The organism is Prolixibacter bellariivorans ATCC BAA-1284, from assembly GCF_000621705.1.
Taxonomy (GTDB): domain Bacteria; phylum Bacteroidota; class Bacteroidia; order Bacteroidales; family Prolixibacteraceae; genus Prolixibacter; species Prolixibacter bellariivorans.
On the sequence record NZ_KK211332.1, the window covers coordinates 73,816 to 90,173 of the forward strand.

Below are 16,358 nucleotides of genomic sequence, written 5' to 3' on the forward strand. Positions count from 1 at the left end.
GGTATTTATTCTTGCTGCCAGAACAGAACAACAGAATAAATACCAGCGGAGGAAGCGCCTCTATCAGCAGGCTTTTTTATTTTTTACCATCAATGGTTTGAATAGAACCATCTTTGTTGTATTTCAGCTCGGTTACCTTAACACTTCGCAACCAGGTTTTCCCGCCGGATAATCGGGCATCGTGATAAAACAAATACCACTTTCCTTTAAACTCGACAATTGATTGATGGGTGGTCCAACCGACCACCGGAGTCAAAATTACACCCTGATAGGTAAACGGTCCGTAAGGATTATCTCCGGTGGCGTAGCAAAGTTTGTGTGTATCGCCTGTTGAGTAGGTGAAATAGTATTTCCCGTTGTATTTGTACATCCAGGAAGCTTCAAAGAAACGACGGTCGTGATCTCCGGCCAACAGTGGCTTTCCGTTTTTATCCAGAATCTGTATCGTCTTCGGTGCTTCAGCAAATTGAAGCATATCGTCACTCATCCGTGCTACCTGGGGGCCTAACGCCGGTTTGTTATCGGCCGGCTCTTTACCGCACTCAATGGCTTTTCCATTACGGTAACGCTGCAGCTGTCCGCCCCAGATTCCACCAAAATACATGTAATATTTTCCATCGTCATCTTTGAATACGGCCGGGTCGATGCTAAAGCTGCCCCGGATGGGATCAGGCTCTGCTTTAAACGGACCTTCTGGTTTGTCACTGACTGCAACACCTATCCGAAAAATGTCGGTCTTGTCTTTAGCAGGAAAATAGAGATAGTATTTTCCGTCTTTTTCTGCCGCATCAGGAGCCCACATTTGACGTCCCACCCACGGAACACTATCCTCATCAAGAACGACTCCGTGATCGGTAACCTTTCCGTCGATGTTATCCATTGAGAACACGTGGTAATCGCGCATGGCGAAATGATCGCCGTTGTCATCTTGCGGAATGCCGGCATCGATATCATGCGAAGGATAAACATAGAGTTTTCCGTTAAAAACATGGGCCGATGGATCGGCGATGTAGATATCTTTTACCAAATACCGGGTTCCCCCCTCACTTACTTTCTTATCAGATTGCTCTGACTTATGCCCGTTGCTGAACGCCATCAAAACAAGTGATGTTGCGACAACCGCAAACGCCATTCCCTGTAATACGTATTTTTTCATCTAGTTAATTATTTATTCTGGTGCATTGTTTATTGGTTTTGGGCTATATCTGTTTTCTTATTTTAATCTGGCACTTTCCGGTGGGCCAAGATAAGATGCTTTTTCTCCACCGGCATCCACAACGATTTTCTGAAGTACGACTGCCGGATTAATCATCCAGACTTTCAGCGTATGCTTACCCGGACGCTCAACCGGTAAACTGACTTGTTGTATGTTGATCTCGTTGCTAACCCAGCTGGCCCATTTCCGGTAATTTTCGTCTTTGTTCATGTTAATGACAACGGGCTTCTGATTGTCAAATGAGACGGCCACCTGCAATCCATTATCATTGTAGAAATTCAGCGTAGGCGAAAGATACAGGTTCACTTTCGCTGTGCCGGCTTGGTACAGGTACATGTCGTATTCCATATGCGGACAATCCGAGCCGGGTGTTTGCTTATTTGCCGTTACCGGGAAAGGAGACATGGCAGAAAGTGTTCGTCCCAAACCGGGTATTTCTTCCCATTGAATTCCGTTGGCCGGAATATTCCGGGTATAATGTGCGGCCTCCATAGAAACATAACCGTTACTTTCTACAAACCCGTTAAAAGTCTTTGGGTTGGGTTGAGTCAGATGCTCGACGACTGCATTCACGGTAATTGTTTTGCCCCCTTCCTGTTGTATTTCGACCGCTACCGTGTGTTTACCTTCCGGGACTTTGTTCCAGTCGGCCGACAGCCAAATCCGCTGGTTCTGTTGAACGGTACCGCTTTCCGGCTCTGCTTTCAGCCAGGGTTCTGCTGATGTAATCTTGTATTTGACAGACTCTTTTCCACGGTTAAACACATCGATGTAAACCGGTTTCCGGTTGAAATTATCCATCTCCTGAAGTTCAGCGGCAAAAGTTCCTTCCGTCAGGAATGTGTCTGTCCCTTGTATCGCTACTCCCATTTGTGCCTTTTCGGGAATCGTAAGTTTATCCAGTTTCGGCATGCGATTGTACTTCGGCTCCTGCCAGTAAGTGTAGCCAATGTGCGTCTGAGCCATCATATGATTCCATTTGCCGTCGGCCAACTTGGTATGATAGTAAACCGTTATCAGCGAATCCTTCTCAAAACGCGCCTTGACGGAGTCGCCCCAGTCGTTGGTCATAGCGCTTCCCCGTTGAAAAGCCTGGTGGTTTTTCGCGGCAGCGTAATACAAGGCATTCAAATTGGCACATGCTGTAATCGGGTGCAGTACCAACTCGTAATAAGCATCTTTGTATTTCGCCGGCATTTTATGACCCAATTCTTCAGCCTCCCGGGCCAGTTGATTATACTCATTCACCACCCGCTCATACTCCTGGTAATGATTCAGGCTATAGGTTTTAGGCGACAGTAATTCCGGTTTCCGACGTCCGTTGTATTTCGCGTACAACTGGAGCATCCGGCCAATTTCGTTGGCATGTTCGGTGCCAAATTGCTGAGCAGCCCATTCGGTTGTATATTCCGGTAACTTCTCTTTCGGCATGGCATCAGGGTTCCATGCATAATCCAGGAAGAAGGAAATGGGCAGTTCCATCGGTTTGAGGTCCCCCACGTTCACCAGCCAAATGCGATCGACACCGTGTTTGTATGCCAGGTGCATCTGTTCCCACACCCGTGGCAGCGGATTGGTGTTTAACCATTTGTAGTTACGCGGTCCGCCCACATAATCGAAATGGTAGTAAATACCATAACCACCGGAACGCGGTTTGGCATCCGGTTTGGGTAATTTGCGGATATTACCCCAGTTATCATCGCACAACAACAAAGTCACGTCATCGGGTACGCGCATCCCCTGATCGTAATAAGCCTGCACTTCCTTATAAAGCGCCCACAACTGAGGCGTTTCTTTAGCCGGTTTACCGGTTACTTGTTCTATGATTTTCCGTTGGTCAGCTACAATTCGCTCCAGCAGGGCAATGTTGGTCTTGTCCCCCATCGCTTCGTCACCGTCGCCACGCATACCGACCGTGACAATACTTTCGTGATGGTCCATCCGCTCAATGCCTTTGGTCCAGAAGGTATCCAGCACTGCCTTACTCTTGGTATAATCCCAGGGGATGCCTTTCTTCCGGTAGGGAGCCCACTCGGCATGAGCCCGCATCATGGGTTCGTGGTGCGAAGTTCCCATCACGATTCCCATCTCGTCGGCGAGTTTCGGATTTTCCGGGTCATCACTGTTGAAGCTGGCCCACCACATCGCCGGCCACATGTAGTTGCCTCGCAGGCGCAGCAGTAATTCAAATACCTTTTCATAGAACTTATGATTGAAACCGCCGTAATTGGCCACAGCCCAACGTCCCAATGCCGGCTCTTCGTCATTGAGAAAGATTCCCCGGTATTTTACTGTCGGCGAATCGACCAAATAACGGCCCGGCTTTACGTAGAGCGATGTGCGCAACGGAACCGGTAGATCAGCCCACCAATTCCACGGCGATACACCCATGTTCCGCGACAAATCGAACAAACCGTAAATGGTTCCCCGCTTGTCGCTTCCGGCGATGACCAACGCCTTCTTCACACCCGGGAAAGGATTGTCGACAACCTGGGTGACAGTTGCTTCCCATTTGCCTTTGATATCGGAAACATCGATTTTGTGCTGATCGATGAGTTGCTGAATCAACGAACTCTTTCCAACCGTACCCGCCAGAATAATCTCCTGTGCCTTCGGAATATCTCCGACTACCAGCAAGGGCTTTTTCTGCGTTACTTTTTGCAAGTCGTTCTGAACAAAGCCCGCAATGAGCTTCACGCCTTTATAATCACCGCTGCCAATAACGATAGGAGCTGTTTTGCTATCCTCCGCAAGCGCAAATCCGTTATCAACTTCAGTCGTGCTAATGTAATTGTGAGTGGGTTGATTATCCCCTTCCGGGGCAACCTGCGACTGACACGATTGCATCACAAACCCAAGAGTAAACAAAAACACCCAAAGGCTCCTGCTCAATATTTTTTTTGTTCTTCTGATTTCCTCCATGATAATATATTCAGTAGCCAATCCACTAGTTCTCCAACACCATCCTTGTGATAATAGAACTGTTTACATCCGACCTCAATATTTGTACTATTTAGTCTCTTTACTCATCCATGAATCTGTCCGGAACGGAGCTACAGGCAGGCCTTCTTTGGTATACAGGTTCACTCCTTCCGGGTTATCAGCCCAGGCGTAACGCACAGCAACCGGATGTTCAATTTTGTTACTGTAAACAGCCACTTTGTTCTTGCCGATGATTTTGGCTTTCGCCCAAACAAAATGTTTGTCCTTTCCAGCAATCGAGAACTGTTTCAACTCTCCGCCTCCTTTCACGGTCAGTCCATCTCCAACCTGATCGAAAGTAATGACGATACGATTTCCCTCTACCTTCATCGATTGATACAAAGGGCTCAAATACTTAGCGTTCTTTTTTCCATAAGCCACTTTCTGAGCTAGCCACACCAGTCGATTCCCCACATCTTTCTTATCCAACGGATGAATATCATTCCATTCTCCCAGGTCGATGGTAACAGCCAACCCTGTATTAGGTAAACTAAGCGCTTTCATCTGCGATTCCCGCAACAATGCCCAGTTGCTTTCCGATGGTTTCGCTTGTGATTTCATGAAGTTGGGTAGCTGTACAACCAAAAACGGGAAATTTCCTTCGTTCCAGTAATGACGCCAACTCGCAATCATATCTTTTAGCAGATACCGATACTCTACCGGACGATCAGCATTGGATTCCCCCTGGTACCATACAGCCCCCTTAATGCGATAATTTTCCAGGGGAGCAATCATGGCGTTGTATAACCCCGTGGGTTTCCATCGAATAAACGTCGGACCAGCCAACGGCTTCATCGTGGTTCCCAGCCGGTATTTCCAAGGGCCTTTCAGATCGATTGTCGTTTTACCATCAGATATCTGGTAAGGCTTATCCGGTACAAAACCTCCACGACCGGCATTGCTGATAACGCGCACAACAATGGAATTTTTGCCGGCCTTTAAAACATGAGCCGGTATTTCATATCGGCGCGGTGGATATTGATAGCTGGTCGTTCCAACAAACGTCCCGTTTACGAACACCGAATCGGCGTCCACTATACGCCCCATTAAAAGTTTAGCCGGCTTACCAGCCATTGCAGCGGGAACATCAATTACTTTTCGGAACCAAACTACGCCGTTTACTTTACCGAGCGGCGTGTCCGCCCAAAAACCCGGTAAGTCCATCGTAGCCCAGCTGGATGTATTCAGGTCTGGATTACGCCACGTTTTCGAAGGATTTTGGTATCCCAAATCTTTTGCCTGTAATTCGCTGTACCAATTATGAGAGCGTGCCTGGTCGGCTTTTTGAATACTATCTCTAAGACTTTGACTCTGGAAACGAAGCGCTTCATGGTAATATTTCGGAAACTTCTTTAACGTTTTTAAATCAATCCAGGCTTCCACCGGCGAACCACCAAGCGCTGAATTGATGATACCTACCGGAACTTGTAAAGAATCGTAAAGCGCTTTGGCAAAAAAGTAGGACACCGCTGAAAAATCAAGGATATTAGATGGACTTGGCGATATCCACCTACCCGATTTTAACTTGCTTTGCGGAGCCTGAAAATTGTACGTTTTCGGAACAGCAAAATAACGGATGGACTTGTTCCCTGCATTTTTAATTTCTTCCGGATATAACGGGCTCACTCTCTCCATTGTAATTTCCATATTGGATTGTCCGGAACAAAGCCAAACATCGCCAACCAGAATATTTTTGATGGTAATCGTGTTCTCACCTGTAATCGTCATATCGTACGGTCCTCCAGCTTTGAGCGGGGGCAAAACGATATTCCATTTACCGGAAGCATCTGCTTCGGTTTGATAAGTTTTCCCGATAAACTGAACTGCTATCTTTTCATTGGCACCAGCCCAGCCCCAGATTTTTACATCGGACTGTCGCTGCAAAACCATCCCGTCGCTAATGAGCTTTGGTAATTTTACTTCTGCTTTTCCCGAAAGGGCAATAGAAAGGAATATGAATAAAAGGATGAATTTACTTCGTTTCATGGATGCAATTTTAATTCACTTTACTAAAAACAAAAATGGATAAGCGAATTACCCATATCCAGAAATACCTTAAAACCGGTATTCAAAATGTTTTTCCTTAGGGGCACATACGGAGAGCCAGCTTATAGAGTTTCTTCTTAGTTAAGAGGGAGTTGATTTCCAACTCCCTCTTAAAATAACTAATCCAAAAATATAAATCTATTACTCTTTTAGTAGCCTGGATTTTGGTAGGCTGTTTTCTCTGCCTCCGCATTCCCCATCAAATCGATCTGCCCTTGTGGAATAGGGCGCAAATTATAATAATCCTTGATATCGCGGGTTATCATATCCACGCCATTAAGAGAATAAGTACCTGCGCGGTCAACCCATTTTCCTGTTCGCTTCAAATCAAACCAGCGCATTTGCTCTCCGCAAAGTTCCCGGGAACGTTCATCCAGAATATAATCCATCGTTATGGTACCTGGTGTTGCGTCTATCATATCCTGCACATGTCCTGCGGTCGCCGCCCGCTTACGCAATATCAGGATATAGTCGTAAGCCTTACTGTTTTCTCCTAAATTAAACGCTGCTTCTGCTGCGACCAAATAAGTTTCTGACAATTTTGCCAACAGAAACGGTCGACCAGACGCATCGTTTGGATCCTGCCTGTTTGGATCGAAGAACTTCTTCAAAGCAGGGAAAATAGTCCTGTCCATTTGGCTTGGTGTCCAAATACGGTAATTTTTACTGGCCCGGTAGGCATCCGAAACTTCATGAGTAAGCATAACAAATGCCGTATCACCATAATTAATTGGCTGGTTAAGTAAACCATTAGGTGTTACGTCCGGATTATTATTGAGCCATACAGTTTGAAAACTGGCATCAAAACGAGAATCGGCGGCCTTATTGGAAAAAACATTTGCCAGCAAACCATAAGTAGCCCGAAAACGTACCCACGGACGTGAATACGCTGTCGTTCTTATCAGAAATCCGACGTCACCATCCCGGCCCAGGTTGAACTGCTGATAATTCGGGACATAATATGACAAAGAACGGTCGTCTTTATTAGCCGGACCTGATCCCCATCCGGCAGCTGTCTCATTAAACGCATATTCTTCGGTATGCTCACAGGTAAACAGGATTTCACTATTTCTTTCATTTCCCGGAGCAATCACATCTGAATAGTTATCGAGCAGAGCCACCCCGTACGAATTAACGGAGTATGGATCGGATGGGTTCAGCAACTTCTCAGCCTCATTCAATGCCAATTGGTTATCTCCATGAGTTAAGTAAACCTTTGCCAGGTAATGAATAGCTGTCGCCTTAAATGCACATCCGGGAAGTCTTGCACTTTCAGGCAAATTATCTTCGGCATATTTCAGATCTGCAATAATAGCAGCATATACCTCTTCCTGTGTATTCCGTTTTGAAAGCGTGCTGGGATTCGTATTAAACTTCAACTCCCCGGAACCCAAATCAAGCGGTACTCCACCAAACATCTGAACCATTTTAAAATAATAATAGCCACGAAGGAAATGTGCTTCAGCAATCATTGCATCACTTAAACCGGCTTCCGTACCAAATTCAATAACACCATTGCAGGTATTAATGAAAGAGAAAGGATAATTCCAAAAAACATTGATACCTCCGGTTGCCGGAGTTATTCCCGTTCCTCCATTGTCCGGCGTCATATCCAGTTCTTTCGAGCCACCACTTGCCGCTGAGGTAAATTCGTCTGTCCCCATTTCGGTACTACCCATGGTCGCCTCTGTTCCTGAGATATAGCGCAAACCATCGTAGGCCGCAGTAAGACCGTCTTTCAGTCCTGACTCCGTTTTAAACAAATCCGGCGTTAGGACAGAGCGAGGTTGTTCATCCAATATTTTTGTACATGAAGCCAACAGAAGCAGCGACATGACTGTAAGGATATTTAATATATTTCGTTTCATAATTTCTTATCATTTTAACGATTAGAATTTCATACTCAGCCCAATTATAAAATTACGTGTTGGAGGTGTATTGGCTCCTATCGTCAACTGACGTGCCTGAATACCACTATTCTTAGTAAGAGTTTCATTTGCTCCCTGTCCACCACTACCTGTCGGTTCCGGATCTAATCCTCCGGCATCCATGTAGGGAGAAAACAGAACAAAAGGATTTTCACAAGTGAAATAGACTCGGGCATCTTTACATCCGATTTTCGAAAGAAGACTTTTGTCGAAAGTATACCCCAATGAAATCGTTCGGAATTTCCAGTATGAAGCATCGAAATATCCAAGCGTCGAACCAAAGTCATTTACATCGGCTGTATTCTGGTTTCCGGGTTCCGGATAAGTTCCGGATGTGTGTTCCGGTGTCCAATAATCTACTCTTATTGAATTGCGTCTCCCGTTGTTGGTACTTAAATAGCTCTGAGGCATGTAAATCGAACTAATCAACATCCCCCCTGACTTAAAGAAACTGACAATAGATAGGTCAAAATTCTTGTAGTAAAAACGGGTAGAGAAACCTCCGGCAAAATCAGGCTCAAAAGAACCTAGAATTGTCCTATCTTCATCAGCACTGATTTTACCATCATCATTTAGGTCAGCCACTTTTATTTGCCCGGCCGGACGCCCCAAATAGGGTGCTTCATTTTCCTGAATAATACCTAACTTCTTATAATCGTAGATAACATTAATCGGATGGCCAACAAACAAGCCGTTTCCAATATCCTCACTCACACCACTGTTAAGTGATAACAGTTTATTTCGGTTCGCATAAATATTGAAATCGACATCCCATCCAAAGCTACCTTTTTCTGCAGGCTTAATAATCTGGGCTGAAAGAGATAATTCAAATCCTTTATTCCGGGTTTCTCCAACATTTTGCCACATCGGATTGGACACACCGGCACTTTGCGGAAGGTTCACTTTAACCAACACATCTTTGGTCTTCTGATAGTAATAATCAAAATAGCCGGACAAACGATTGTTGAACAAACTGAAATCTAAACCGCCATTATAACTTTGCGTATATTCCCAACCAAGATTACTGTTTGGAAGGGTTGACACATAATAGCCGTACATGTTATTACTTCCAAAGTTGTATGGCACCTGTGCCAATTCTCCTTTCGTTGCATAAGGTGAGATGGCCTGGTTCGAAGTCTGTCCATAACCAAATCGCAGCTTTAACTGGTTGATCGATTTTACATCTTTTAAAAATGATTCTTTGTTTATATTCCAACCTGCTGAAAGAGCCGGATAATTATGCCACTGATGCCCCGGTGCCAGGACTGAAGCGCCGTCTGTGCGAAAAGTCAATGTCACCATATAACGATCATCGTAAGCATATTGTGCTCTGGCCATATATGACAATAATCCTCGCTTGTGGTAATTCTGGTCGTCTGCAACAATGTTTTTTGCCCCGTTGGCAAGCCCCAGGTTATAATAAAAAAGATAATCGGCTGGCAAGTCATCAGCGCTCATCCGCGACTCTACATATTCCGATTCCTCGGCCGAATACATCGCCGTCACATTTAAACGATGCTTTTCAGCAAAAACTTTGTCATAATACAACAAGTTCTCTATGGTCCAAACAGTATTTCGAACGTTCTGAACCGTCGCTGATGATACTGAACCGTTTTTGAATGGAGTATCCGAACCAAAATAATTACCATAATCGTCGTGAGAATAACTCAGTCCTAAATTAATCCTGTATCTCAACGAATTTGTAAATTTAATTTCTCCGTAAAGCGAATTAAATGAAGCAAATCTCTTTCTCCTTTCCTGCCATAAGTCCGAATTTTTAATCAACAAAGGATTGTAATACGTGTCAATCCAACCTTCTGTTGGAATCTGCCGAATACTCCCATCATCATTGTAAGCCGGCAACAGAGGAGACAACGTAATGATATTGTTCATCAACCCCTTCCCTTCGTCGGTAAAACCTTCTCCATCTGTTATCCCAAATGAATTCTGCGAACTTAAACCGATTTTAACAAACTGACCAATCTGCTGATCAATTGCTGTTCGCAGAGAATAACGAGTATACTTTTGTCCGGGTAATACGGCAGTTTCGTCATAATAGCCGGCACCAAGAGAATAGGCTCCTTTGTTTGTTCCGGCAGACACACTAACATCCTGACTTGTCACCACTGCATTCTGATACATCAAATCCTGCCAGTCGGTATATGACTTTGATGCAATGGAAGCTTGTTCCAGTGCAGTGTAGTTATCTTTGTAATCGGGATTTAACGTCGCGTGTCGAAAAGCCTGAAACTCTTCACCGTTATATACAGGATATTTTTTAGCTACAGTTTTTACACCATAATAGCCATTGTATGATACAGTCGGTTTTTCAGCCACTCGCCCTCTGTAAGTTGTTATCAGGATCACGCCGTTAGCACCGCGGGAACCATAAATGGCAGTTGAAGAAGCATCTTTCAGAATATCGATGCTTTTTATATCACTTGGAGAGATATCATTTAAAGACCCGGCAAATGGAATTCCATCGACAACAATCAACGGATCATTTGTAGCATTGATGGAACGAACGCCCCGAATACGGATTTGCATGTCGGATCCGGGCCGTGTTGATGTCTGCGATATTTGTATACCTGGTAAACGTCCCTGAAGCGCTTTCGTTGCACTAACTGAAGGAACTTCCTTTATTACTTCTGCGTTGGCCGAGACTATCGAACCGCTGACATCCAGCTTCTTCATAGTACCATATCCAACGACGACGACTTCGTTCAGTCCCACATTGGATTCCGTCATGGTAATATCAACTTGAGAACGACCATTGATAGCAACCTCCTGAGGTTCCATTCCCACAAATGAAAATACAAGAGTTTGTGCACTTTCAGGTATCGATAGCGTATAATTTCCGTCAGGATCGGTTATCGTGCCCATTGTCGTGCCTTTTACCACGATGGAGACTCCGGGAATTGGTTTACCATCTTTATCTGTGACCTTTCCTTTAATCTCCTGATTCTTTTGTGTGACAGGCTTAGGCTTCTTTACATCGGCAGGCTTTTCTGCTTTCTTGATAATCACGGTCCTGTCATCTATTTCGTAGGTAAAACCATACGGAACCAATATTTTGTTGAGAATATCCTCTACTCGCTCACCGTTAACATTAACGTTTTGCGTCGGAATATCCTTCAATAAATCAGACCGATATAGAAATCGAAACTCTGTCTGCTCTTCAATATTCTTAAGAATATCTTCAACAGTAGCATTCTCCAGTTTAACCTGAATACTTGTCTCTTGTGAATAAACACTTGCAGTTACACTGCCTAGTGTAAGGATGAGAAATACAAACGTAATTCCCACATTGAGCAAGACTCTTCTTAACCTGCAACGAATCGCAGGTATACTTCGGTTTTTTTTCATAGATTTGAATTTGTTTAGATAATTAATTTTTAATTACTCACCACTGGTGACCTGCGGGAAGTGTTTGCACCATTTCCCGCTTTTTTTATTCTATTGTTACCAGGTTGCCTTTAATGATAAATTTTACTTCGTCCGTTTTTTCAATCATATTCAACATACCTGCAAAATCGGAGTACCGCTCCAGATTTCCTGTAAATTGAATGTCTTTTGCCCGTTGATTTGAAAAAATGACCTGAACATCGTACCACCTTGATAAGGTGTGCATTATATCACCCAGTCGCTCATCTTTAAAAATAAATCGTCCGTTTTTCCATGCAACATAACGAGACGGATCGACTGCCCGTATAGAAATTTGCCTATCTAGCCGACTTATACTACTTTGCTCGTTAGGCACAAGCGAACGCTCCACTGACGGATTATCTTTCAATGCAACATTCACATGCCCTTCAACCAACGTAGTGTAAGTAAGCGAATCTTCCGGGTAAGATGAGATATTGAACTTGGTTCCCAAAACTGTTACTATTTGTGTGCCGGAAACAACCCTGAAAGGTTTGTGCTTATTTTTTGTCACTTCGAAATATGCCTCTCCGGTTAATTCAATCCGTCTTTCGTCCCCCAAAAATTTTACTGGATAGCGTAATGTACTTTCTGAATTCAGCCAGACTTTGGTACCATCGGCTAACACCAGATAGTATTCTCCTCCTCTTGGAACTTTTAACGTATTGAAGCATAATTTTTCATTGGATTTTGTGGCAGCAGTATACTCCAGTTTATTTCCTGTGTTTTTAAGAGAAGCTCCGTTTTCTTTTATCTGAAAAGTATCATTTTCTGCCAGGTTAAGAGTCTTCCCGTTATCCAGAATCAGCACTGCTTTTTTACTACCTGGACGGATAGCATTCTCATTTCCTACAATCGGAGCTTCCATTTGACTGGGTTGCTTATCGTGGAATAAAACGAAAGCTATAACCAATGAAGCAGCAACAGATGCTATCGCGATCAATCGACCGAACGTCCCTGATTTTCGGGGTGCGATCCGTTGTTCCACGCTTCTCCATGCAGTATCTGTTTCTTCTGGCAAGGTATTTTGCGTAAAATCTTGTTTATAATAACGATTTAGATTTTCATAGTAACGCTGATGCCCTTCAGCTTCCAGCAACCACTTTTCAAGCTCCTCTTTTTCTTTTGGGGTTGCCTGATTGTGAAGAGCTTTCCAAATAATCTTAATATCAATGAAGTCGCCGTTCTTATCCATTTTTCAGAAATCTTTACTCTTTTAGACACGGTTATCAGAAAAATGGGTGACAACAATTACAGAAAAAAATTGATTGAAGTACTTTCACTTAGCTTTCTCTTCAGCTTTTTGCGGGCACGCAAAAGTTGTGTTTTAATCGTATTGGGAGAGATTCTTTTAATATTGGCAATTTCTTTTATATCCAAACCTTTAAGATATTTCAATTTAAAAATGTCAAGCATCTCTTTGGGTAATGATTCGATGGCTTGCTGAATACAATCAACTATCTCATCATCTTGCAAAAACAACTGATCGTCACAACTAAGGCTGGCCTCCAAAAAAAGTAGATTGTGCTTATCTTTTACTTTTAAATCGCGTAAATGGTTCAAGCATCTGTTTCGTATCGATTGATAGAAATAGGAACGGATAGAAGTTTGAACATTCAGATGACGCCCGCTCTCCCATAAATACGCAAAGAAATTCTGCACGATATCTTCGCTAATAGTTTTGTCAAACACAAATTTACCAGCAAATCGAACCAAGCCGGGATAGTAGTCACGGAACAGCGCCTCAAATACTTTGCTGTTACGTTTTCTTATTTCATTAAGCAGTATTTTATCTTCAATTTTCATCAATTTAGATGAGTAGTTAGGTTTAGTAATTTCCGCTCTATAAAAAAAATTTCCTATTCTATTATAACCACTTTTATTATCTCAACTAAACTTATCACTTAAATTTAACTTTGACAAGTTAGTAAAAGCAATTATTATTTACGTACTTTGTACGCAAAGTATATATTTTTTTCTGATGAACGAAATCTTGCCTAACATTTCCATCGATAATGCCATTTTTGGCTTTGCTAACGGAGAACTTAAGATACTGTTAATCAAGAGGGACAAGCAACCCGAATTTGACCGATGGTCGCTTCCTGGTGGTTATGTTTACTGCAATGAAAACATGGATGATGCTTCCAGAAGGTTGCTGCAGGAATTAACCGGTATGTCCAACCTGTTTTTATCGCGGGTAGACGTATTTGGAGATACAGACCGATATCCCGATCGTCGGGTCATTTCTGTTTTGTATTGTGCCTTGGTGAAACCGGAACAGTTTGAATTACTTGCTGGTGCACACGCCAAAAAGGTCAAATGGTTTAAAGTAAAAGGAATTAAAAAACTACCGTTTGACCATAATGAGATGATCGATACAGCGCTGAGCTGGCTAAGAGACGAAATATGGAGAAAGCCAGTCCTTATCAATCTCCTCCCGGAGAAGTTTCCACTCAACCAAATGCACGATCTGTTTCAGACATTTCTTCATGAAACGATCGACAACCGAAACTTCAGGAAGAAAGTGATTTCACAGGAACTGGTGGAGCGGCTGAATGAAAAAACCAAAGGGGGAAAACAACGGCCGGCATACCTATACCGGTTGAAAAGGAAGTAAAAATCAATTACATCTGCATTACATAAATCGACACAAAATATAATAGTACAATGTTTGATATTAATGGAAAAGTTGCAGTCGTTACCGGAGGTGGCGGTGTTTTGGGAGGCAGTATTGCCCGCAGTTTGATTGAAGCAGGTGCGAAAGTAGCCATCCTCGATATCCGGGAAGAACAAATTAACAACCGGGTTAAGGAACTGGAGCAACTGGGCGGCGAAGCAATGGGAATTGTCGGTAGTGTACTCGACATGGAGGAACTGCGGCTAGCGCGCGAAACTCTCATAAAGAAATGGGGCAAAGTAGATATCCTGATCAATGCAGCCGGTGGTAATATGCCGGGCGCTACTTTAACGGAAGACCAAACGGTTTTTGACATGAAAATTGAGGACTTTCAGAAGGTGACCGACCTCAATTTAAACGGAACCATCTACCCTTGCCTGATTTTTGGTGAAGCAATGGCGCAGCAAGGCTCAGGCAGCATTGTCACTGTTTCATCGATGGCCACCTATTCTGCCATTACACGCGTGCCCGGATATTCGGTAGCTAAAACGGGTATCAACATTTTCACACAGTGGATGGCCATGGAGATGGCAACGAAATTCAGCGAAAAAATCCGTGTAAATGCCATTGCTCCCGGATTCTTCATCGGCGACCAGAACCGTAATGTGCTTATCAATCCCGATGGTTCTTACACCGAGCGTAGTAAAAAAGTAATCGGGCGAACCCCGATGGGGCGCTTTGGTGATATCAAGGAACTAAATGGCGCCGTGCAGTTTTTATGCTCCGATGCCGCTTCTTTCATTACGGGAGTTATTCTGCCGGTCGATGGTGGATTCAGTTCATTCAGCGGAGTTTAACTTACAAAACAAAAAAGGCACAACATGGCTCTGGAAAAAACATGGCGATGGTTTGGTGAGAAAGATCCCATCAGGTTGGAGCAGCTGGCCCAAATTGGAGTGGAAGGCGTCATAACAGCTCTTCACCATATTCCTAACGGCGAAGTTTGGCCCAAAGAGGAAATTCTAAAGGTGAAGAATGCCATCGAAGCGCACGGCATGCACTGGAGTGTTGTGGAAAGTCTTCCCGTAAGCGAAGGAATCAAGATCCAGTCTGAAGACCGACCGAGATTAATTGCAAACTATCAGCAGTCGGTCCGTAATCTGGGCGAATGCGGAATCGATACCATCTGCTATAATTTTATGCCGGTGCTCGATTGGGCCCGGACCGACCTCCATTACCAACTTCCCAACGGTGCTGAGTCGATGCATTTCGACTTCCCCACCTTCGTGGCATTCGATGTCCTCATATTGAAACGCCCGGGCGCTGAAGCTGACTATCCCAGGGAACTGGTTGAAAAAGCCCGAACGGTATTCAATAATATGACTGAAGAAGAAGCAGAGGAGCTGGCTTATAATATTATTGTGGTAACGCAGGGATTTATCGACGGAGTGATTGATGGTTCGGTTCCCGACCCGAAAGCGTTGTTCCTGGAGTTTATCGACCGTTACAAAGACATTGACAAAGCGAAACTGCGGGAAAACCTGAAGGCCTTTCTCGACGATGTAATTCCCGTTGCTGAGGAAGCGGGTGTTCGCCTGGCTATTCACCCGGATGATCCTCCTTTCCCCGTTTTGGGACTTCCGCGGATTATCGGGCAATTGGAAGACTACGAGTGGTTATTTGAAGCAAATCAATCACCGAATAACGGCATCACTTTTTGTGCCGGTTCCCTTTCGGCAAGAAGAGAAAACAATCTGGCTGAAATCATTGAAAAGACCCGTGAGCGAATCCACTTTGTCCACTTGCGGAACACGCAAATGCTGGAAGACGGAAGCTTTTATGAATCCGGTCATCTAACCGGTACGCAAGATATGGTTCCGCTGGTGACGGCGTTATTGCAGGAGCAAAAAAGAAGAATCGAAGCTGGCCGCGCCGATTTCAAAATGCCGGTAAGACCTGATCACGGACTCAAACTTCTCGATGATTTCAATCACCCGTACAATCCGGGTTATCCACTAATCGGAAGGCTGAAAGGTCTGGCAGAACTCGACGGCATCATGACGGCGATTGACTATGCTTTATCCCAACAAGGATAAAGAACACACTCCTTAACGAGCAACAAAGAAGCTCTGCACTGACATTGATG

10 protein-coding genes are annotated in these 16,358 nt (G+C 44.1%); 3 read left to right on the top strand and 7 right to left on the bottom strand.

Annotated features, from left to right (window positions below; translation table 11 throughout):
- Nucleotides 1-76 precede the first annotated feature (76 nt).
- The 7 genes from T426_RS0119495 to T426_RS0119525 form a co-directional block, all read right to left on the bottom strand.
- Complete coding sequence (locus T426_RS0119495; protein WP_025865027.1) at nt 77-1,156, bottom strand: glycoside hydrolase family 43 protein; 1,080 nt, start codon at nt 1,154-1,156, stop codon at nt 77-79.
- Between the two features lie 57 nt (nt 1,157-1,213).
- Entirely contained in the window at nt 1,214-4,138 is a 2,925-nt protein-coding gene (locus tag T426_RS24405; protein ID WP_082229566.1) for a glycosyl hydrolase 115 family protein, read from the bottom strand.
- An 87-nt stretch (nt 4,139-4,225) separates the two neighbouring features.
- A complete protein-coding gene (locus T426_RS0119505; protein WP_025865025.1) occupies nt 4,226-6,184 on the bottom strand; it encodes a sialate O-acetylesterase in 1,959 nt (652 codons plus the stop codon).
- 209 nt (nt 6,185-6,393) lie between these two features.
- Complete coding sequence (locus T426_RS0119510; RefSeq protein ID WP_081782469.1) at nt 6,394-8,112, bottom strand: RagB/SusD family nutrient uptake outer membrane protein; 1,719 nt, start codon at nt 8,110-8,112, stop codon at nt 6,394-6,396.
- Between the two features lie 21 nt (nt 8,113-8,133).
- Nucleotides 8,134-11,538 carry a TonB-dependent receptor gene (locus T426_RS24410; protein ID WP_051539013.1) on the bottom strand — a complete coding sequence of 1,135 codons (3,405 nt, stop codon included), beginning with the start codon at nt 11,536-11,538 and terminating at the stop codon, nt 8,134-8,136.
- An 85-nt stretch (nt 11,539-11,623) separates the two neighbouring features.
- Nucleotides 11,624-12,790 (bottom strand): FecR family protein, encoded by a 1,167-nt coding sequence (locus T426_RS24415; RefSeq protein WP_025865022.1) that lies wholly within the window; start codon nt 12,788-12,790, stop codon nt 11,624-11,626.
- Between the two features lie 56 nt (nt 12,791-12,846).
- Nucleotides 12,847-13,401 carry an RNA polymerase sigma factor gene (locus tag T426_RS0119525; protein WP_025865021.1) on the bottom strand — a complete coding sequence of 185 codons (555 nt, stop codon included), beginning with the start codon at nt 13,399-13,401 and terminating at the stop codon, nt 12,847-12,849.
- A 175-nt stretch (nt 13,402-13,576) separates the two neighbouring features.
- Here T426_RS0119525 and T426_RS24420 point away from each other — a divergent pair, with 175 nt between their 5' ends.
- Genes T426_RS24420 through uxuA form a run of 3 tightly spaced genes read left to right on the top strand, consistent with a single transcriptional unit; the run spans nt 13,577 to nt 16,308 of the window.
- Complete coding sequence (locus T426_RS24420) at nt 13,577-14,212, top strand: NUDIX hydrolase (protein ID WP_025865020.1); 636 nt, start codon at nt 13,577-13,579, stop codon at nt 14,210-14,212.
- A 50-nt stretch (nt 14,213-14,262) separates the two neighbouring features.
- A complete protein-coding gene (locus T426_RS0119535) occupies nt 14,263-15,069 on the top strand; it encodes an SDR family oxidoreductase (RefSeq protein WP_036984670.1) in 807 nt (268 codons plus the stop codon).
- A 24-nt stretch (nt 15,070-15,093) separates the two neighbouring features.
- Complete coding sequence (gene uxuA / locus T426_RS0119540; RefSeq protein WP_027586160.1) at nt 15,094-16,308, top strand: mannonate dehydratase; 1,215 nt, start codon at nt 15,094-15,096, stop codon at nt 16,306-16,308.
- Nucleotides 16,309-16,358: the final 50 nt, after the last annotated feature.

Excerpts from the sequence above, each read along its gene's own strand:
- T426_RS24415 (WP_025865022.1), bottom strand. The coding sequence starts at position 12,790 with ATGGATAAGAACGGCGACTTCATTGATATTAAGATTATTTGGAAAGCT.
- T426_RS24405 (WP_082229566.1), bottom strand. The coding sequence starts at position 4,138 with ATGGAGGAAATCAGAAGAACAAAAAAAATATTGAGCAGGAGCCTTTGG.
- T426_RS0119495 (WP_025865027.1), bottom strand. The coding sequence starts at position 1,156 with ATGAAAAAATACGTATTACAGGGAATGGCGTTTGCGGTTGTCGCAACA.
- T426_RS24420 (WP_025865020.1), top strand. The coding sequence starts at position 13,577 with ATGAACGAAATCTTGCCTAACATTTCCATCGATAATGCCATTTTTGGC.
- T426_RS0119505 (WP_025865025.1), bottom strand. The coding sequence starts at position 6,184 with ATGAAACGAAGTAAATTCATCCTTTTATTCATATTCCTTTCTATTGCC.
- uxuA (WP_027586160.1), top strand. The coding sequence starts at position 15,094 with ATGGCTCTGGAAAAAACATGGCGATGGTTTGGTGAGAAAGATCCCATC.
- T426_RS24410 (WP_051539013.1), bottom strand. The coding sequence starts at position 11,538 with ATGAAAAAAAACCGAAGTATACCTGCGATTCGTTGCAGGTTAAGAAGA.
- T426_RS0119525 (WP_025865021.1), bottom strand. The coding sequence starts at position 13,401 with ATGAAAATTGAAGATAAAATACTGCTTAATGAAATAAGAAAACGTAAC.
- T426_RS0119535 (WP_036984670.1), top strand. The coding sequence starts at position 14,263 with ATGTTTGATATTAATGGAAAAGTTGCAGTCGTTACCGGAGGTGGCGGT.
- T426_RS0119510 (WP_081782469.1), bottom strand. The coding sequence starts at position 8,112 with ATGAAACGAAATATATTAAATATCCTTACAGTCATGTCGCTGCTTCTG.